The organism is Pseudomonas sp. (genome assembly GCF_036404235.1).
Taxonomy (GTDB): domain Bacteria; phylum Pseudomonadota; class Gammaproteobacteria; order Pseudomonadales; family Pseudomonadaceae; genus Aquipseudomonas.
The window spans coordinates 1-19,371 of record NZ_DASWOT010000073.1 but is presented as its reverse complement, the minus strand read 5'-3'; the positions used below and the strand labels follow the sequence as shown (position 1 = coordinate 19,371).

The window sequence follows — 19,371 nt, the reverse complement described above, 5'->3', positions numbered from 1 at the left end:
TACGCTTGCCCGCGAATCGTCAGCCCGGAAAACGCAATATAGGGTGCTTAAAACCCCACGCTCGCTTGTACGAAGAACGTCCGGGGCTGGCCCAGATAGATCCCCGAGTTGTTGTCGCTCGAGCGCGTGAAGTACTGGTGATCGAACACGTTTTTCACCCCCGCACCCAGCTTGAGGTTGGACATTTGCTTGCCGAAATCATAGGCCCCGCGCAGGTTCCAGGTCATGTAACCAGGGATGTTGCCGTATTGCCCGTCAGCGCTCGGCTCGGTGATGTAATTGCCGGTGAAACTGCCGTCAGCGTTTGTGCCTGTGCCCGGCGCGCGTTGTTTGGATTGCGCGAAGCCATCGATGTTGTAGGTCCAGCGGTTGACCTCGTAACGCAGGCCGACCGTCGCCACCTGACGCGAATAGAACGGCAAATCACGCCCTTTGAAGCCGGGAATTTCGCCCTCGTAGGTGGCTCGGGTGTAGGTAAAACCGGCATTGGCGGTCAGGCCCTGCAACCGTGAATCCAGATCGCTCAAGTCGTAATGCGCCGATGCTTCGATACCTTGGTGCTTGGTCGCACCGAGGTTGGTCCAGCCCACATCGTTACTGATGTATTGCAGTTCATCGTCGAAATCGATGTAGAACGCCGTCAACTCGCCGCCCCAGATGCCGTTGTCAAAGCGGGTGCCGAGCTCGTAGGTCCGGGCCTTTTCCGGCTGCAAGCCATTGGCCGTTTCGTTGCCGGAACCGCCCTGCGCCAACTGGAAATACTCCAGGCTGCCGAACGAGGTTTCGTAGTTGGCGAACAACTTCCACTCGTCGGAGAGGTGATACATCACGCTCAGCGCTGGCAGCGGCTCGTTGTTGTTGACGCTGCGATCCTTCTCCGTCACCCGCACGCCGTTGGTGCCCAACACCGAGCGTTCATGCCAGTCGGTGCTGATGCTCTCGAAGCGGATGCCAGGCGTAACGGTCCATTTTCCGATGTCGATTTTATCGTCCACATACACCGCAGTCGCTTCCGTGCCGCCGGTGCGGTCCTGGTAAACATGGCCGTCCGAGCCTGGGACCACGGTCGCAATGTTGTCCACCAGGCCCAGGCGCGAAGCCTGCTCATGCATGGCTTCTTTCAGGTAGCGAACCCCGACGCTGGCCTCTTGGGTGGTGGGGCCCACATCAAAAACGTGGGACACACGCGGCTCGACACCGACGGTGTGGTAACTGCGCGGGAATGAGCCAAGGGTTTTCTGGTCTCGCGCCGCGATGTTGGAACCACGGAAGCTGTCGGTGTAGTAGGTCAGCACTTCGAACTGGGTGGACTCGTCGATCTGGCGCTTGTACTTGATCGACACGTCTTTGCGCCGACCACTGAAGTTGTCGTTGTTGCGGTCAGACTGATACGGATTGGCGTCGAACTGCGCCTGGGTCAGACCGCCCGGCATATCGGCCTTGGCGTCGTAGTAATGGAAGTTGACCGACAGGTCGTCCTCGTCAGTCAACGCCCAGTGGGTCTTGAGCAGCAGGTCGTCGATGTCATTGTCATTATTGCTGGCGCGATAACCGTCGCCGTTAACCGTGGAGTACAACAGCGCTGCGCCCAGACCATTATCGGCCGTGCCGCCGATGAACATCGTTTCGAGGTTCTTGTAGCCGCCGTGCTTGCTGGTTTCGATGGTGGTGCTGACGTCACCACTCAACTCCTTGGGGATGGCGCGGGTCACGAAGTTGATCACCCCACCCACGTTCTGCGGGCCATAACGCACAGACCCTGCGCCGCGTACCACATCGATGCTCTCCAGGTTGCCCGATGAAATAGGCGCCATCGATAACTGCGGTTGACCATAGGGCGCGAACGCCGCTGGCACGCCATCGATCAATACCGTGGAACGCGGTGACAGGCGCGAGGTAAGACCGCGCACACCGACGTTGAGGGAAATGTCGCTGCCGCCGGTGCCGTTGGACTCCTGCACCTGCACGCCCGGAATCCGCCGCAACACATCACCGACGTTCTGCGCGCCCTGCTCGACCATGGCCTGACGCCTTACCACAGTGCGTGCGCCAGGATGATTCTGTACCACCGCCTGATCGGCATCGCCCAGCCAGTCACCGACGACTTTGATGTCCATCGGCGCGATTTCCATGCTGCCCGGTGTGGTGCTCGCGCTGCTGCCTTGAGGCCGCAGCACCACCGTGTCAGCGGATATTTCATAGTCCAGGCCACTGCCTTTGAGCAACGCGCGCAAGGCTTGCTCCGGTGAAATGTTGCCGTCGACCGCAGGGGCTTGTTTGCCCGCGACCAAATCAGGACTGAAGAACAACTGCAGCGAGGTCTGCTGCCCCAACTGACTCAACGCAGCGCCCAATGGCTGCTGTTGAATATGCACGGCCACGGGTGCCGAATCGGCGTAGCTGCCACTCGCCCCTGTGCCGACCGCAAAGGCCAGCACCCAAGGAAGCCAGCGCGAAGAAGGTGCCGGCAATGAGCGGCTTACAGCCAGTTGAAGCGCGTTGAACTTTTTGTTTTTCACGTAGGCTTGTCCAGAAGATTGCAAAAGGCGCCGCCGCATTTTGATTCCGTTAAATGCTAAGCAATCGCAGTTGGACAAGAAGACGAAGAACTCGAAATAAACCTGAATTTACTTCGAAAATATTTCCTGACTGCCGTCGGAAAGAGTACGAACGGCCACCGGCAGGATACTGGGCAGCGCTCGCAGCAACGCGTCAGTGTCGTCGGATTTGAACACGCTGGTCAGACGAAGATTCGCCGTTTTATCGTTGGCGACCCGCAGTGGTTTGTCGCGGTAGCGCGAGACCTCCTGTACGACCTCGGCGAGCGGAGCGTCGTTGAACACCAGCTTGCCGCTGCGCCAGGCCGTGATCGCCGATGTGTTTACCGCACTTGCAGGCGTCACCGTGCCATTGGCATCGATTCGCGATCCAAGACCGGCCGTCAGCGTGACCCGATTGCCCTGCTGATCTGCGTCGCCCTTGACCTTGACCGTGCCAGATTCGACAGCGACCAGGGTTTGCGCAGGATCGCGGCGCACGTCAAAGCGCGTCCCCGTCACGGTGATCGAGCCATTGCCGGTCTGCACGACAAAAGGCCTGGACGTGTCGTGCTCGACGCTGAACATCGCTTCGCCCTGCGTCAATTCAACCTGGCGGCTGCCGCGCTCGAAATGCACGTTGATGCGCGTTCGGCCGTTCAAATCCAACACAGACCCATCAGGCAATGCGATTTGCCGGCGTTCGCCCAAGACCGTGGTGAACTCAGCGTTGTAATCCGGCTGCCGCGTGAGACCGAAAAACAGTGCAGAGCCCAATGCCACCGCCACCAGACTGGCGGCGACCGCATAACGGGTGAACGTGTTGCGTCTGGGTGGCTGCAACACGACCGGTGCATCGGGTTCGCACAAGGCTTGCAGACGCGCCTTGGGCAATAGGTCGGCGGCGCCCCATAGACTTTGCAGCAGTCGGTACTCATGGGCATGCTGATCGTGCTCGCTCAGCCAGGCCTGAAAGCGCACGTGCTCCTGCGCCGACAGCTCACCGTCGTTGATCCGGGCGAACCACCATGCCGCCTGATCACGTACATTGTCGGCAGCACCTGCACCGTCACGGTCCGTCGTCATGAAATATCCAAAGCAAATGAAAGATGGGCCGGCCCCTGGTGAGCATGCGTCATGGCGCAGATGCATCCAGCCGTTCGCGCAAATGGCGAAGGGTTCGGATCATATACTTTTCCACCATGTTTTTGCTCAAGCCCAATCGCTCGGCAATTTCCAGCTGAGTCAAACCTTCCAGCTTCTGCCAGATAAATACCTTGCGGCAGTTAAGCGGCAATTCGGCCAGCGCCATTTCAATGGAGTCGGCCAACTGGATGGCACGCATGAACGCCTCCGGGTCACCGCAGTGGCCTGCTGAACTGTCGGTGGATTCAATTTCCAGCAAGGTGCGTCGGTCCTCCCGCCTCCAGGTGTCGACCGCAATGTTGCGTGCGGTCTGATGCAAATAAGCGCGGGGTTGTTCGACGCCGGTGCTGTCTGACTCAAGAACCCGGACGAACGCATCATGGGTGAGGTCTTCTGCCTCCTGACGGTTTTTCAGGCGACGCGTCCAGGTGCCAATGAGCTCTTCATAATGATCAAGAAAGCCTTTGCTTCGTGGCAGCTTGAGAGTCATGGCGGCGGGCTGTAGGTGCATAGGCCGCAGATAGTAATAGTTCCTATTACCGTGCGCAATTGATTCCCGCTGCCGGTACACTCGGGCCTCGCTAAATTGGCCGATGACCGTCTTCAGGTCGACAACACAGGTCATAGCGCCGCAAAATCACGCTCGTCTTCCAAGGGTGCAAACAACCCACGCAGGTCAATTTTTCTCCACATATTTCATGCAGTAATTGCAGCGTGCGCCTAAACGTTGTGTAAACATGGCAAACGTATAGCCAAATGACCACTCACGTCGCCCCGTCGGGTCAGTACATCAGAGGGCATGCATGACCAACAATGCCGATTCATTGGCCGATTCATTGAATGCCGGGGTGATTGTCTCGGTGCGTGGCAGCGTCGTCGATGTGCGCTTCCAGGCGCGTTTGCCGGCAGTGCGTACCCTGCTGCATACCGGAACGAACGGGGAAATCAGGATCGAGGTCATGGCCCACCTCGATGCGCAGTGTGTGCGCGGGATCGCCCTGACACCGACTCAGGGCCTGGCCCGTGGCATGCTTGTCAAAGACACCGACGGCCCCTTGATGGCACCGGTCGGCAAGGAAATCCTGTCGCGCATGTTCGACGTGTTCGGCAATGCCATCGACCGCTTGCCCACGCCGCAAGTGACGTGGCGCAGCGTACACTGCGACCCACCCTCACTGGCCACCCGCTCGACCAAATCCGAAATTTTCACCACAGGCATTAAAGTCATCGATGTGCTGATGCCCCTTGAGCGCGGCGGCAAGGCGGGGTTGTTCGGTGGCGCGGGTGTCGGCAAGACGGTGCTGCTGACCGAAATGATCCACAACATGGTGGGTCAGACCCAGGGCGTCAGTATCTTTTGCGGCATCGGCGAGCGTTGCCGTGAAGGCGAAGAGCTCTACCACGACATGAAGCAGGCCGGTGTCCTGGAAAACATGGTGATGATCTTTGGTCAGATGAACGAACCGCCAGGCGCGCGTTTCCGGGTCGGCCATGCTGCATTGACCATGGCTGAGTATTTCCGCGACGACGAACACCGCGACGTGCTGTTGCTGGTCGATAACATTTTTCGCTTTATCCAGGCGGGCATGGAAGTGTCCGGCTTGCTGGGCCAGATGCCGTCGCGCCTGGGGTATCAGCCGACCATGGGCACGGAGCTGTCGCAACTCGAAGAGCGCATCGCCAATACCGACAGCGGCGCCATTACCTCAATCCAGGCGGTGTATGTGCCCGCCGATGACTTCACCGACCCGGCCGCCGTACACACCTTTTCACACCTTTCGGCCTCCATCGTGCTGTCGCGCAAGCGAGCCAGCGAGGGCCTATACCCGGCCATCGATCCGCTGCTGTCGAACTCGACGATGGCGATGCCTGGCGTCATCGGCGAGCGGCATTACGCCCTGGCGCAGGAAATCCGCCGCACCCTCGCGCAATACGCCGACCTGAAAGACATCATCGCCATGCTCGGCCTGGAACAGTTGTCGGCCGAGGATCGCAAAGTGGTCGGGCGGGCACGGCGCCTGGAACGCTTCCTCACCCAGCCGTTTTTCACCACCGAGCAATTCACCGGCCTCAAGGGCAAGCTGGTCAGCCTCAAAGACTCCCTGGATGGCTGCGAGCGCATCCTGCGCGATGAGTTCAAGGATGTGCCGGAAAGTGCGTTGTACATGATCGGGGCCATCGACGAGGCACTGGTCAAAGCCAAACCCCAGGCGCCAGAGGAGGAGAAAAATGCCGGCAACGCACATGCAACTTAAAATCCTCCTGCCCTTTAAAGTCTTTGCCCAAAAGCAGGAGGTATTGCGCATCGTTGCCGAATCGCGCAGTGGCTCCCTGGGCCTGTTGCCGCAGCGGCTTGACTGCGTGGCCGCCCTGACACCGGGCATATTCATCTATGAAACAGCGGCAGAAGGCGAAGTGTGCGTGGCTGTCGACGAAGGGATTTTAGTCAAGGCGGGCGATCAAGTGCTGGTCTGTGTACGCAATGCTGTTGGCGGCACTGACCTTGGGAAGTTGCATGAGGCCGTCAAGCAGCAATTTCTCAATCTGGACGAGCAAGAACGCACGATGCGCGAGATTCTGGCAAAACTGGAAGGCAATTTCGTGCTCCGTCTGGCGGCCCTGCACCATGACTGAAGACGAAAAAAACAAACCCACCCGCGACAACGCGTTCAGTCAACAGATTGGAGCCAAGGCTGCGCGCAAGCTCAAGGCGCAGCGCCAGGTCAGCCGTACGGTCTGGTCGGGGCTTGGCATGATGGGGCTGGTCGGCTGGTCGGTATCGCTGCCAACTCTGCTGGGCGCGGGACTGGGGTTTTGGCTTGACAAACACTACCCTGGCGGGCATTCGTGGACACTCGCGCTGCTTGCACTGGGGCTTGGGCTTGGCTGCTTAAATGCCTGGCATTGGGTGGCAAAAGAGGGTCGGGAAATTCGCGATCAGGAGTCGGATCAGGATGAGTGATTTTTTCAATCTGGCCCCGGTACTCGTTGTGGGCATGGTCCTTGGAGCGGTATTTTTCGGTGGCTTGTGGTGGACGGTGCGTCACGCCGCGTCCTCGCGCTGGGTTGCACTGTGGTTTTTCGGCAGTCTGGTGGTGCGAACCGTTATCGCATTGACCGGCTTTTACTTGGCCTGCGGCAGCGACTGGCGCCGCTGGTTGGCGGCATTGTTGGGCTTTAGCATTGCGCGCGTTCTGGTGACGCGACTCACTCGTTCAGCTTCACTTGTGGCAGGGGATGGTAGCCATGCACCTTAGCCCGGACGACATCATTTACTGGCAATACGGTTTTTTCAAAATCAACGCAACCATCGCCTTTACCTGGGGGCTGATGCTATTTCTGGCGCTGGGCTCCAGGCTGGTGACACGTAGGCTGTCACATGGTCTGGAACGCAGCGGCTGGCAGAACTTGCTGGAAATCATTGTCACCGGCATCACTAACCAGTTAGGTGACGTGGGCCTCGTCGAGCCGCGCAAATACCTGGATTTTGTCGGTACGCTGTTCCTGTTTGTCGCGTGTGCCACGTTGTTCACGATTGTGCCGGGTTATGAGCCGCCAACCGGCTCACTGTCGACGACCACGGCGCTGGCCATCTGCGTGTTCATCGCCGTGCCGTTGTTTGGCATCGCCGATGGCGGCGTGGGCCAGTACCTTAAGACCTACATGGAACCCACGGTGATCATGCTGCCGTTCAACATCGTCAGCGAACTCTCCCGCACCCTGGCGCTGGCCGCCCGCCTGTTCGGCAATATGATGAGCGGGACGATGATCCTGGCGATTCTGCTGACGATCACCCCGTTTGTCTTCCCTATCGCCCTCAGTGCCCTGGGGCTATTGACCGGCATGGTCCAGGCTTACATTTTCAGCATCCTGGCGGCGGTCTACATCGCGGCGGCGACGCGATCACGCAAGCCCGTTGCAGCCTCCTCTCCCCTACCGAACCCACCTGTTTGATCCACCCAAGGAATAACCATGGACAGCATGACGATTATTGCAGTGGCCTCCATCATTACCGCCGGCCTGACCATCGCCATTGGCAGCATCGGCCCGGCGCTGGGTGAAGGGCGTGCCGTGGCGACAGCCTTAAGCTCATTGGCGCAGCAACCCGATGCGGCGGCGACCATCACCCGGACCCTGTTCGTCGGTCTGGCGATGGTCGAGTCCGTGGCGATCTATTGCTTTGTGGTGTCGATGATTCTGCTGTTTGCCAACCCGTTCTGGAATTTCGCCATTACCCAGGTCGCCGGAAAATAAATCATGCTCATCGACTGGTTCACTGTCGCGGCCCAAGTGCTCAACTTCCTGATACTGATGTGGTTGTTGAAGCGCTTTCTTTACCACCCGATCCTGGCGGCCATCGATGCGCGCGAGCAACGTATTGCAGCGCAACTGGCCGATGCCGAGGCCAAAAAAGCCGAAGCCAACGCGGCGCGCGATGAGTTCCTGAACAAGAACCTGGCCTTCGACAAAGAGCGCGCCGGCCTGCTGGAGCAGGCAACCGGCGAGGCGAACACGCAACGTCAGCGCCTGCTCGACCAGGCGCGCCAGGACGCCACGGACCTGAACGCCAAGCAACAGGAAAATCTGCAAAACCAAGCCCGCAGCCTATCCAGCGAAATCGGCCGCCGCACCCAGGATGAAGTCTTCGCCATTGCCCGCAAGACCCTCGAAGACCTGGCAGGGGCGACTCTGGAAGAGCGAATGGTCGATACCTTTATCGGGCGCTTGCGGGCTTTGAACCCCGAGGAAAAACCAGCGTTGCTCACAGCACTCAAGGCCTCGACAGAGCCGGTCATCGTGCGCAGTGCCTTTGACTTGCCAGAGGCACAGCGCAGCGCCCTACACGCCGCGATCAACGAACTGGCAGACACGGCCAGAGACGTCCAGTTCGAAATCGCCCCGGACCTGGTGAGCGGTATTGAACTGAGCACCTCGGGGCAAAAAGTGGCCTGGAGCATTGCCCAGTATCTGGCGCAGATGCAAAGGAGCATCAGCGAACTGCTGGCAGCCAGGCAGCAGCCCACCGCCGAGCCACTGACAGCGGAACAAAACGCTGGCTCAAAAGAAGGGCAAGTGTCATGAGTAGCGAGTCTCTCAAGGACTCTCTGGAGTCGGCCTTCGCCGATATCGGTCAGGTGCGCGAGTCTTTCTCGGCGCAGTTGCAACCCCGGGAAACGGGCCGGGTTATCGGGGTCGCCTCTGGCATTGCCATGGTCAACGGCTTGCCCGGTGTGGGCTTTGAGGAACTCCTGAAATTTCCGGGCGATGTCTACGGCATTGCGTTCAATGTCGATGAACACGAAATCGGCGTAGTGCTGCTGGGCAACTACTGGGCGCTGCAAGCCGGCGATGAGGTCGAGCGCTGCGGACATGTGGTGGATGTGCCGGTCGGCGATGGCCTGATTGGCCGGATCATCGACCCTACGGGGCGGCCGCTGGATGGTCAGGGCCCGTTGCTGACCAGCGCACGCCTGCCCATCGAACGGCCTGCGGCGCACATCATGGATCGCTCGCCGGTGACCGCGCCCTTGCAGACTGGCATCAAGGTCATCGACGCATTGATCCCGGTCGGGCGCGGCCAGCGCGAACTGATTCTAGGTGACCGGCAAACCGGCAAAACGGCGATTGCCATCGAGACGATCCTCAATCAGCACGATCAAAACGTGCTGTGCATTTATTGCAGCATCGGCCAACGCGCGTCAGGCGCCGCCAAGGTCATTGCTACCCTGCGTGAACAGGGTGCATTAGCCTATACGATCGTCGTCGTCACCGAGGGTAATGATCCTCCTGGCCTGACCTACATCGCGCCTTATGCGGCGACCAGCATCGCTGAGTACTTCATGGAACAGGGCCGTGATGTACTGGTGATCTACGACGATCTGACCCACCATGCCCGCGCTTACCGGGAACTCTCGCTATTGCTGCGCCGGCCACCGGGTCGCGAAGCCTTTCCCGGAGACATTTTCTACATACACTCGCGCCTGCTGGAGCGTGCAACTCGCTTGCGCCCTGAACTGGGGGGTGGCTCGCTGACGGCGCTGCCGATCATTGAAACCGAGGCCCAGGATATATCCGCCTACATCCCGACCAATCTGATCTCCATCACTGACGGGCAGATTTTCCTCTCGCCTGCGCTCTTCGAGCTGGGCGTACTCCCGGCAGTGGATGTTGGCAAATCAGTTTCCCGTGTCGGCGGCAAGGCGCAACTGGCCGTTTATCGTTCCGTCACTGGCGACCTGAAACTGGCCTACGCCCAGTTCGAAGAGCTTGAAACCTTTTCCCGCTTCGGTGCCCGCCTGGATGAAGACACTCACAAGCTGATTGAACATGGATTACGCATTCGTGCCTGCCTCAAACAACAGGAATTCGCCCCGCTGTCGGTGGCCGAACAGATAACCGTGCTGTTGGCACTGACCGCTGGCTGTTTCGATGACGTACCGCTCGGGCAGATGGCGCAAGCCGAACAGGCCATACACGCCGCCGCAGCGACAATACCGACCCAGATCAGTGCGCGTTTTGGCGGGGCAGACAAGTTGAGTGACGCTGATCGGGCGACAGTCATCCAGATCGCCCGCGATACCCTGGCAAGCTTTGTACCCCCTGCCGGGAAGGCACCATGAGCGAAACCCCGGCCAGCCTGAATCGCAAGATCACCAGCGCCACCGACCTTGAATCGGTGGTGCGCACCATGAAAGCCGTAGCCGCCTCAAGCATCAGTCAATATGAAAGCGCCGTGAGTTCGCTGGATGATTATTACCGCACCGTGCAACTGGGCCTGGCGGCGTGCTTCAAGGATCGGGCGAGCGCAGGCGGGCAAGACATGCACAAGGAGGGAGGCACCATTGGTGCCATCGTCTTCGGTTCGGATCAGGGGCTGGTCGGCCAGTTCAACGATCTGCTGGTTGAGTTCGTCATCGATACGCTGGACAAACTGCCGGGCAAAAAGAAGGTTTGGGCGGTCGGCGAACGCATTCAGTCGCGCCTGACCGACAGCGATTTACCCCTGGGCCAAAGTTTCACCCTGCCGACCTCGATCAATGAAATCACGCCACTGATCAGCCACGTGTTGCTGGAAATGCAGGCCCGTCGCGAGCAGGGTGAAATTACCCAGGTCTACCTGTTTCACAACCGTCCCAAGTCAGGCTCGATTTATGAACCGGCCAGCCTGCGGCTGTTGCCGTTGGACCACACCTGGCAGAGCAATCTGGCGGCCATGCCTTGGCCGTCCAACAACCTGCCTGAAGTCATCAATGGCGTGCAGCACACATTGCCCGCGTTGATTGCCGAGTATCTGTTTGTCTCGCTGTTTCGCGCCTGCGCCGAATCGCTGGCCAGTGAAAACGCCAGCCGCCTGGCGGCCATGCAACGGGCTGAGAAAAACATAGGCGAACAATTGGAAGACCTTAACCGGGACTTCCATCGCTTGCGCCAGAGCGCAATCGATGAAGAGTTGTTCGATGTGGTGTCTGGTTTTGAGGCGCTGGGCAAGCCTTAACTTCTGCTGCGCTGCCGTACAACACTGTCGCGTTGACGTAGGAGCACCGGCAAAGCGCGCGTTAGCACCCTGCAGACTCATTTTGGTGCGAGGTCTGGCGCAGTGATTTTGCGGTTGTCCTTTAGCCGATACTTTATGTCTGACTAGCGCTAGATGCACACTGCGCTCAAGCGTACAGTGGGAACCTTCACGACATTAGCGTTATACCTTCTGACTGTTTTAAATTATTTATTCTGCCATGAACGCGGAAGTATCTACTGTATCCGTCATTATCGTTAATTGACGTAATTTACGGCTAAACAGCACTTCCCCCACTCAACTTAGTTACGTTCAAATTATTCATAACAACCCACAAATAATAATTGGCATGCGACTTGCAAAATCCCGAATCATTGTCACTTGAATCGGGAATGTCATTGATGGATAACACCACACTTACGCTAGAGCCGCTAAAGGCCAAGGCATTCAGCTCACGCTGGTACCAACTTGTGATTGGCATGATATGCATGATGGCGATCTCCAGCCCGCAGTATGTCTGGACATTATTTACCGGACCGTTGACTGAAAAACTTGGCGCATCGTTGGCGCAAGTGCAAGTAACCTTTTCCTTGCTTATTATTCTGCAAACGTTCTTTTCACCGGCTCAAGGCTATTTAGTTGACCGCTTCGGTTTACGTAAATTGATTGCCACCGGTTGTGCGCTGTCCGGACTGAGCTGGGTATTGGCCAGCCAGGCTGACTCGTTGACCTCGCTGTATCTCAGTTATGGCCTGCTTGGTGGGCTGGGCACCGGCATCGTTTATGTGGGGATTGTCGGTTTGATGGTGCGATGGTTTCCGGATCGTCGGGGGCTTGCGGCCGGTGCCGTGGCGGCCGGGTACGGCATGGGCGCGATGCTGACGACGTTCCCCATCAGTAACAGCCTGAAAAGCGCGGGCATGGAAACGACCCTGATCACGTTCGGCCTGATCCTCGGCGTGGTGGGTTTGCTGGCGTCGCAGTTTTTGCGTCAGCCACCGGCCAAACTCGCCGAAACACCGCTGCCTACGCTGGGCAAAGCAGTAGCGGATGTGCCACCGAGCAAGATGCTCAAGACGCCGATCTTCTGGCTGATGTTCGCGATGTTCACCATGATGTCGACCTCGGGCCTGATGGTCACATCGCAGATGGCAAGCTTCGCCAAGGACTTCGGCATGACCAGTGTCATGGTGATGGGCCTGGCCGCGCTGCCGCTGGCATTGACGATCGATCGCATCTGCAACGGCCTGACCCGGCCGCTGTTTGGCTGGATCTCGGACCGCTGGGGTCGGGAAAACACCATGGCGTTCGCCTTCTTCCTTGAAGGTATCGCCATGACGTTGTGGCTACTGACCAGCGATAACCCAGTGCTGTTCGTGCTGCTGTCGGGCGTGGTATTTCTGGGCTGGGGAGAAATCTTCTCGCTGTTCCCCTCGACGCTGACCGACACCTTCGGCACCCGCAACGCCACGACCAACTATGGTTTCCTTTACATGGCGCAGGGCATCGGTTCAATCTTTGGCGGCCCTGTCGCGGCCCTTCTGCATCAGCAAACCGGGAGCTGGATACCGGTCTTCAGCGTGGCGATCTGCTTCGACCTGATTACTGCCGCACTGGCGCTGTTTGTTCTCAAACGTATGCGCAGCAACTGGCTGATGAAAAACGCCCGTAGCCTGTGACAAAAAGGATTTCCAATGCTTAACACGACTCTGGCGGCACGCGGTATTGCCGTCGCACCTCATAGCCTGGCGGCGCAATCGGCCTTGGCGGTATTGCGAGCAGGCGGTAACGCCATCGAAGCGATGGTGGCAGCAGCGGCTTCGATTGCGGTGGTGTATCCGCACATGAACAGTTTGGGCGGCGATGGTTTTTGGTTGATCGTGCCACCCGAAGGCCCACCAGTGGCCATTGATGCCAGCGGTCCGGCGGGCAGCCAGGCGACTCTGGAACGATATACCGGGATGAAGCGAATTCCGATTCGTGGCGCCGCTGCGGCCTTGACCGTAGCCGGAACGGTTGGCGGATGGCAGGAAGCCTTGGCGGTGTCTGCCGAGCGGGGTGGCAGCATGCCGTTACCGAGCTTGCTCGCCGATGCTATCCACTACGCCACGGACGGTATTCCGGTGACGCCTTCGCAGTATATGGCCACCTCTGCCAAGCAGGCCGAGCTGCAGGACATCCCCGGGTTCGCCGAGACATTTTTGCAGGACGGCGCGCCTCCGGTCGCAGGCAGCCTGTTCAAACAGCCGCGCCTTGCCGTCACATTGAAGACCTTGGCCGAGCAAGGTCTAGACACCTTCTATCGTGGCGCTTTGGCAGACTCCATCGCCAACGACTTGCAGGCGCTGGGTGCGCCAGTCACCCGTGAGGACCTGGCCAAATACCGCGCCAAACGCGTGCGCGCCCTGGAACTCAAGCACAGCGCAGGCACTGTGTTCAATCTGCCGCCACCCAGCCAGGGGCTGGTGTCGCAGTTGATTCTGGGCGTGGCCGATCACGCAGGGCTCAGTCAGTTCGAGGCTGACAGCGCCGATCATATTCACACCTTGGTGGAGTCGACCAAACTGGCGTTTGCGGTTCGTGATGCGCACATTACCGACCCGGAGCATATGAGCATCGAACCACAATCCTGCCTGGAACCGGATTACCTGCAAGACCTGGCCGAACGGATCGATCCGTTGCACGCCGCGACATGGGGTGAAGGCAAAGGACCGGGCGACACCATCTGGATGGGCGTCATCGACAGCAGCGGGTTGGCGGTTTCGTTTATCCAGAGCATCTATCACGAGTTCGGCAGTGGCGTCGTTCTACCCGCCAGCGGCTTGAACTGGCAGAACCGCGGCGCTTCATTCAGCCTTGATGCCACTCACCTGCTGGCGCTACTGCCCGGCAAAAAACCCTTTCACACGCTCAACCCGGCAGCGGCACGTCTGCATGACGGCCGGACCCTGGTCTACGGCACCATGGGCGGCGATGGCCAACCACAGACGCAAGCGGCGGTATTCAGCCGATACGCGGTCTTCGGCCAACCCTTGCAGCAGGCGGTAACAGCGCCGCGCTGGTTGTTGGGGCGAACCTGGGGTGACACCACCGATACGCTCAAGCTCGAATCACGCATTGCACCAGAAGTGGTTGCCGAGCTTGAAGCGCGCGGCCATGAGGTGGAAATCCTGCCGGCATTCAGCGAAACCATGGGCCATGCCGGGGCGGCGGTGGCCTTGCCGAACGGCACGTTTGAAGGGGCCTTCGATCCGCGCAGCAACGGCGCGGCAGCAGGCTATTAAGCCAGACAGGGGTTGTAGGTTATCAACACGCTACCCTCGCAGCAGCATGATCACCGCAGCAAACAAAAAGACGCCAACCGCCTTCGGCGTTTAGACCGCCCACAATCAAATGCGGCGAACGATGGTTGAAGCTCAATCTGGTCGGTTGAGGTGAGCGCCAGCAGCAACACTTCGTTGTATGCTGGTGCGCACTTCATCGAGTCAGATCGTTAATCAACAGGAGGCCATCATGACGCATGCATCGACCCTGCCCAGCACCGGAAAAACAATCACCTATAGCCGTCCCGACGGGAAGCAAGTCAACGGTTATCTGGCCAGCCCGGAAAAAACCGAAGGCGCCCCGGCGATTGTAGTCATCCAGGAATGGTGGGGCCTGAACGATCAAATCCGTGGCGTCGCCGACCGCCTCGCGGCCTCAGGTTATCTGGCGCTGGTACCGGATCTGTATCGCGGCAAGTCGACGGTCGAGGAAGAAGAAGCGCACCACTTGATGGGCGAGCTGGACTTCAGCGACGCGGCGACCCAAGACATTCGCGGCGCTGTGCAATACCTCAAAGGGCATAGCCAGAAGGTTGCCGTGACCGGCTTCTGCATGGGCGGCGCGTTGACGCTGCTTGCCCTTAACGCCATTCCCGAGTTGTCGGCCGGGGTGGTCTGGTACGGTTGCCCTCCGCTGGAATACCTTGATGCCAAGGCTATCAAGGTGCCGGTGCTTGCACACTGGGCGGACCAGGACATCTTCTTCGCGCCCGAAATCGTCGACGAACTGGAGGCTAAATTAAAAGCAGGCGGCGTGAATGCACAATTCCATCGCTACCTGGCCCACCATGCGTTTGCCAACGAAACCGCTGTCGGTTTCGGACGCATTCCAGGCACTCAATACGACCCTGTCTGGGCTCAATTGGCCTGGGATCGGACGCTGACCTTCTTCGGCAAAACCCTGTGGAATGATTGACACCTGATCGCCTCGGCCAATGCATTGACCGACGGTGCGCTAATCCAGAATGCGTTTCTGACGGTCAGCATCAAATAACGTCAGACGATTGAAGCATTTCAGCGACCAGCTCACTGATTGAGAGGATTGAAACATGACAACGCAAACCGAAACCGCCCTGCTCGCGGGTGGCTGCTTCTGGGGCATGCAGGATCTACTGCGACGCTACCCTGGGGTGATTTCCACCCGTGTCGGTTACAGCGGCGGCGATGTACCCAACGCGACGTATCGCAACCACGGTACGCATGCAGAAGCGATAGAGATCGTATTTGACCCAAGCCAGATCAGTTATCGGCAGATTCTGGAGTTCTTTTTTCAGATCCACGACCCGTCGACACCCAACCGCCAGGGCAACGATATCGGCGTCAGTTATCGTTCGGCAATCTTCTACCTTGACGACGAGCAAAAGCGTGTGGCCGAGGACACGGTGGCGGACGTCGACGCGTCGGGTCTCTGGCCTGGCAAGGCAGTCACCGAAATCGCCCCGGCCGGTCCGTTCTGGGAAGCAGAGCCTGAGCATCAGGATTATCTGGAACGCATTCCCAACGGTTACACCTGCCACTTCATTCGGCCGAACTGGAAGCTGCCAGTGCGGGGCTGACAATATTGGAAGATCGTTCGTATCAAGGCTTACTTACCCGGCAAATCAATCGCCCTTACAGGCGATTGATTCAAACATCGATCAACACAACACCCGGCTGCACAAAATAAATACAAGATGAACTGCTTGGGTGTTTAACCGACTTTCTTTTCGGTGCAGCCCACACTGATCCGTATTTTTCTTCCCTACCTGCGTCTGTAATGAAAACAGTTCCTGGCCGACAATAGCGTTGCCATCAGGGACTTGCGGGACCGACCTGATTAATAACTCTGCTTCGCTGTCCCGCACACTAATCGCTCAGGGGGAACTATGGCCAAGCTCGCATTTATTCTGGTTGGATTTTTGGCATTAACAATTGGGATCGGTATCCTCGCGACAATTCCCCCGGCTTAGGCTAAGGGAACGAGCGAGTTATCTACGTCAACGCGCGCAGAAAGATAGAGGGTTCGTTGAGAACAGTTACTCCGCGACAGCGATTCGATTACGTCCTCGCGCTTTAGCGCCATACAACGCTTTATCGGCACGGTTCATCAAGTGGTACAGGTCTTTATCGTCGGGCTGCATCAAAGCCACACCGAGGCTGGCGGTCATACTGTGGACTGGCTCGTTTTTCAATTGAGCAATAGTCTGAACTAACTGCTCGGCAATACTCAGGGCAACTTCCATGGACGTATCAGGGAGCAGAACAGCGAACTCCTCGCCACCCAGCCGACCGTGGAGGTCAGCGGCACGAAAGGACGCGGCAATGACCACGCCAATCTGACGCAGCACTTCGTCCCCCACCTGATGACCGTGTGTGTCGTTGATGTGCTTGAAGTGATCCATGTCCAACATCAATGCGCACAATGACCGCTGGGTACGCCTGCAGTCGCTGTACAACTGCTGGGCGCCTTCAAAAAAAGCACGGCGATTCTTAAGGCCCGTGAGCTCATCGGTCTGTGCGGCATGGGTGGAAATACTGTGCGCCCGCTCCATTTCACGGGTTAAACGAAACGCTTGCTCCAGTGCGTCAGAAAGTTTGCGTGTCGCGCTGACCACAAAAGAAGCGAAGACCAGGACCGACAATGCCATCCCCACCTGCATCACTGACGATTGAAACAGCAGCCAGACAGTACACGGCAGTAACACTAACGCCATCGACACTAAGGTCATGCGCCGATAGGCCGAGTAGCAGGACACCGCTGCAACCGACATCCCTACCGTAAACAACATGACCAGGGCCTGCGCCAACAGGTCGTTCGCTGGCATCACCGCTAACGCGCCTATCCCCCAGACGCCTGCCGATAGCACCAGCGTGAACCAATAGGTGAACTCCCAGCGTTGCGGCGTGCGTTCATGCTTGGGGCCGCGAAAATAGGCAACAAACATCGCTACACGCAACAACGTTGAAACTGTCAGCAAAGACAACCACCAAGCAACGGCACCGTGCTCAAAACGATCCCAACACAACCAGCACAGCATGACTGCGCCCATATAGCTGCCGCCTGCCGCATACACCGATTGAAGAAATAACTGCTGCAACCGGTCAACGCGTACCTGCTGCGCGATAAAAGAATCTGAGGCACACTGAAACCCAAGGCAATCCATCTGATCCGCCCGACCACGACAAAAAACCATTGTGGCATCCCGCTATCATCGCGAACAGCGGAATAACGTACTCCAATGCCCGCTCACGGATTATCTTTATCGCCTCCCCTTCCGACAGCGATCTAGCCATGCTCGTTGCTGTTGTGGCCCTCCTCCAACACTGCTAGCTCATCGGATTTTGCGTCCGACAATAGAGTGAGCACCAAAGCAACCTTGTCACAGGCACGATAAGACGCTATTTGAAACATTCCTTAAAAGTATTAATTAATATAAATAAATATCGCTAATAGTGTGCATATCTTCTGTCTAGTATGGGCAGCCACTACTGGTCACGCGTCAAGAAGGTGTCATGCCTAGCGCGAAATCAGCGTACTCCCACCTCATCGCTTGGCTGTTGCGGGACGGATTAACGTTCTGCGTGAGGTCGCGCCCCCCATAACAAACCTGGATTGAAAACGCACTGGCCGCAAAAGGCCTATTGGAGCATTGATACATGTCCACTTATTTGTCAGATCGGGTTCAGAGCATTAACCCTTCCCCCAGCATCGCCGCGAACACGCTCGCTCAAGAACTCAAGCGCCAAGGGCGCGATATCGTCAATCTGACAGTGGGTGAACCAGACTTTGACACACCCGCCCACATCATTGAAGCCGCCGCCCAGGCGATGCAAAAGGGAGACACCCATTACACCGCAACCCCAGGCACACTGGCTCTGCGCCAGGCCATCATCACCAAATTGCAGCGTGATAACGGCCTTGAGTACACCGCTGATGAAATCGTGGTGGGGTGTGGGGGCAAACACGTTATTTTTCATGCCTTCGCTGCGACGTTAAACCCAGGCGATGAAGTTATCATTCATGCACCTTACTGGGTTTCGTATCCTGATCTGGCGGTATTGCACGAGGCCAAACCGATTGTAATCAAAGGTCAGCAGGCTAATGGATTCAAATTGCTGCCCGCCGAGTTAGAAGCCTTTATCACAGCAAAAACCAAATGGGTGGTCATCAATTATCCAAACAACCCTACCGGCGCGGTTTATACCGAAGACGAGCTGAGAGCCTTGGCGGCTGTACTTGAGCGCTATCCGAGCATTCTGGTAATGGCCGATGAAATCTATGAACACTTTGTGTTCGGCGTCAAACATCAGTCGTTGTTGAAAGTCGCGCCACAGCTTAAGAAACGCCTGTTGATCATCAATGGCGCCTCCAAAGGCTATGCCATGACAGGCTGGCGTATTGGCTTCGGTGCCGGACCTCAGCCGCTGATCCAGGCGATGAGCAAACTCCTGTCGCAATCAACCACCTGTCCAAGCTCGATCAGCCAGGCTGGCGCAGTGGCCGCTTTCGCAGGGACTCAAGAGCCCATCGCAACTATGGCCGCGACCTACGCCCGACGTCGCGACCTGATGCTCGAACACCTGGAAGGCATTGAAGGCGTCTCCTACTGCAAACCTGATGGTGCCTTTTACGTCTACCTCAATGTCGAGAATCTGCTCGGCAAAGCAGCACCTGGGGGCAAGGTTCTTAACAATGACCAAGACGTAGCCGAGCATTGTTTGATGGCAGCGGGCGTCGCTACGGTGTGCGGAGCGGCCTATGGCCTGTCGCCCTATCTGAGATTGTCGTTTGCCAGCGATGAGCAATCGATTATCGAAGGCTGCGCACGAGTGCGTAATGCCGTACAGATGCTCAAGTAACACCCTTTTCAGA

At 57.9% G+C, this 19,371-nt stretch carries 18 protein-coding genes; 14 read left to right on the top strand and 4 right to left on the bottom strand.

What is annotated here, in order from left to right; translation table 11 throughout:
* Window positions 1-47: 47 nt before the first annotated feature.
* The 3 genes from VGC62_RS08935 to VGC62_RS08925 all read right to left on the bottom strand — a co-directional run bounded on the left by VGC62_RS08935 (window position 48) and on the right by VGC62_RS08925 (window position 4,173).
* Window positions 48-2,519 (bottom strand): TonB-dependent siderophore receptor, encoded by a 2,472-nt coding sequence (locus VGC62_RS08935; protein ID WP_331186712.1) that lies wholly within the window; start codon window positions 2,517-2,519, stop codon window positions 48-50.
* Between the two features lie 108 nt (window positions 2,520-2,627).
* Window positions 2,628-3,623: a FecR family protein gene (locus VGC62_RS08930; protein WP_331186711.1), complete on the bottom strand. Its 996-nt coding sequence runs from the start codon at window positions 3,621-3,623 to the stop codon at window positions 2,628-2,630.
* A gap of 49 nt (window positions 3,624-3,672) precedes the next feature.
* On the bottom strand, window positions 3,673-4,173 hold the full coding sequence (locus tag VGC62_RS08925; RefSeq protein ID WP_331186710.1) for a sigma-70 family RNA polymerase sigma factor: 501 nt from the start codon (window positions 4,171-4,173) through the stop codon (window positions 3,673-3,675).
* Between the two features lie 313 nt (window positions 4,174-4,486).
* Between VGC62_RS08925 and atpD the strand changes: the two genes are divergently transcribed.
* The 13 genes from atpD (at window position 4,487) to msrA (ending at window position 16,075) form a co-directional block, all read left to right on the top strand.
* Window positions 4,487-5,938: a F0F1 ATP synthase subunit beta gene (gene atpD / locus VGC62_RS08920; RefSeq protein ID WP_349257082.1), complete on the top strand. Its 1,452-nt coding sequence runs from the start codon at window positions 4,487-4,489 to the stop codon at window positions 5,936-5,938.
* Window positions 5,928-6,317: a F0F1 ATP synthase subunit epsilon gene (locus VGC62_RS08915; RefSeq protein ID WP_331186709.1), complete on the top strand. Its 390-nt coding sequence runs from the start codon at window positions 5,928-5,930 to the stop codon at window positions 6,315-6,317. The genes atpD and VGC62_RS08915 overlap by 11 nt, the downstream gene beginning before the upstream one ends.
* Complete coding sequence (locus VGC62_RS08910; RefSeq protein WP_331186708.1) at window positions 6,310-6,645, top strand: AtpZ/AtpI family protein; 336 nt, start codon at window positions 6,310-6,312, stop codon at window positions 6,643-6,645. The genes VGC62_RS08915 and VGC62_RS08910 overlap by 8 nt, the downstream gene beginning before the upstream one ends.
* Window positions 6,638-6,940 (top strand): ATP synthase subunit I, encoded by a 303-nt coding sequence (locus VGC62_RS08905; RefSeq protein WP_331186707.1) that lies wholly within the window; start codon window positions 6,638-6,640, stop codon window positions 6,938-6,940. The genes VGC62_RS08910 and VGC62_RS08905 overlap by 8 nt, the downstream gene beginning before the upstream one ends.
* The gene (locus VGC62_RS08900) at window positions 6,930-7,637 is read left to right on the top strand and encodes a F0F1 ATP synthase subunit A (protein WP_331186706.1); all 708 of its coding nucleotides are present in this window, start codon (window positions 6,930-6,932) and stop codon (window positions 7,635-7,637) included. Before VGC62_RS08905 ends, VGC62_RS08900 begins: the two co-directional genes overlap by 11 nt.
* A gap of 18 nt (window positions 7,638-7,655) precedes the next feature.
* The gene (locus VGC62_RS08895) at window positions 7,656-7,937 is read left to right on the top strand and encodes a F0F1 ATP synthase subunit C (RefSeq protein WP_331186705.1); all 282 of its coding nucleotides are present in this window, start codon (window positions 7,656-7,658) and stop codon (window positions 7,935-7,937) included.
* Window positions 7,938-7,940: 3 nt separating this feature from the next.
* A complete protein-coding gene (locus VGC62_RS08890; RefSeq protein ID WP_331186704.1) occupies window positions 7,941-8,765 on the top strand; it encodes a F0F1 ATP synthase subunit B in 825 nt (274 codons plus the stop codon).
* Window positions 8,762-10,303, top strand: coding sequence for an alternate F1F0 ATPase, F1 subunit alpha (locus VGC62_RS08885; RefSeq protein WP_331186703.1), 1,542 nt, complete (start codon window positions 8,762-8,764; stop codon window positions 10,301-10,303). The genes VGC62_RS08890 and VGC62_RS08885 overlap by 4 nt, the downstream gene beginning before the upstream one ends.
* Window positions 10,300-11,178: a F0F1 ATP synthase subunit gamma gene (locus VGC62_RS08880; protein WP_331186702.1), complete on the top strand. Its 879-nt coding sequence runs from the start codon at window positions 10,300-10,302 to the stop codon at window positions 11,176-11,178. The genes VGC62_RS08885 and VGC62_RS08880 overlap by 4 nt, the downstream gene beginning before the upstream one ends.
* A gap of 419 nt (window positions 11,179-11,597) precedes the next feature.
* Entirely contained in the window at window positions 11,598-12,875 is a 1,278-nt protein-coding gene (oxlT, locus tag VGC62_RS08875; RefSeq protein WP_331186701.1) for an oxalate/formate MFS antiporter, read from the top strand.
* Window positions 12,876-12,890: 15 nt separating this feature from the next.
* Complete coding sequence (locus VGC62_RS08870) at window positions 12,891-14,480, top strand: gamma-glutamyltransferase family protein (RefSeq protein WP_331186700.1); 1,590 nt, start codon at window positions 12,891-12,893, stop codon at window positions 14,478-14,480.
* A 229-nt stretch (window positions 14,481-14,709) separates the two neighbouring features.
* Window positions 14,710-15,435 (top strand): dienelactone hydrolase family protein, encoded by a 726-nt coding sequence (locus tag VGC62_RS08865; RefSeq protein WP_331186699.1) that lies wholly within the window; start codon window positions 14,710-14,712, stop codon window positions 15,433-15,435.
* Window positions 15,436-15,568: 133 nt separating this feature from the next.
* On the top strand, window positions 15,569-16,075 hold the full coding sequence (gene msrA, locus VGC62_RS08860) for a peptide-methionine (S)-S-oxide reductase MsrA (RefSeq protein WP_331186698.1): 507 nt from the start codon (window positions 15,569-15,571) through the stop codon (window positions 16,073-16,075).
* Window positions 16,076-16,534: 459 nt separating this feature from the next.
* Here the strand turns inward: msrA and VGC62_RS08855 are convergent, their stop codons facing one another.
* Window positions 16,535-17,662, bottom strand: a complete 1,128-nt coding sequence (locus tag VGC62_RS08855) for a GGDEF domain-containing protein (RefSeq protein WP_331186740.1) — start codon at window positions 17,660-17,662, stop codon at window positions 16,535-16,537.
* A gap of 493 nt (window positions 17,663-18,155) precedes the next feature.
* On the opposite strand from VGC62_RS08855, the gene VGC62_RS08850 reads away from it, so the two are divergent.
* Entirely contained in the window at window positions 18,156-19,358 is a 1,203-nt protein-coding gene (locus VGC62_RS08850) for a pyridoxal phosphate-dependent aminotransferase (RefSeq protein ID WP_331186697.1), read from the top strand.
* Window positions 19,359-19,371 lie beyond the last annotated feature (13 nt).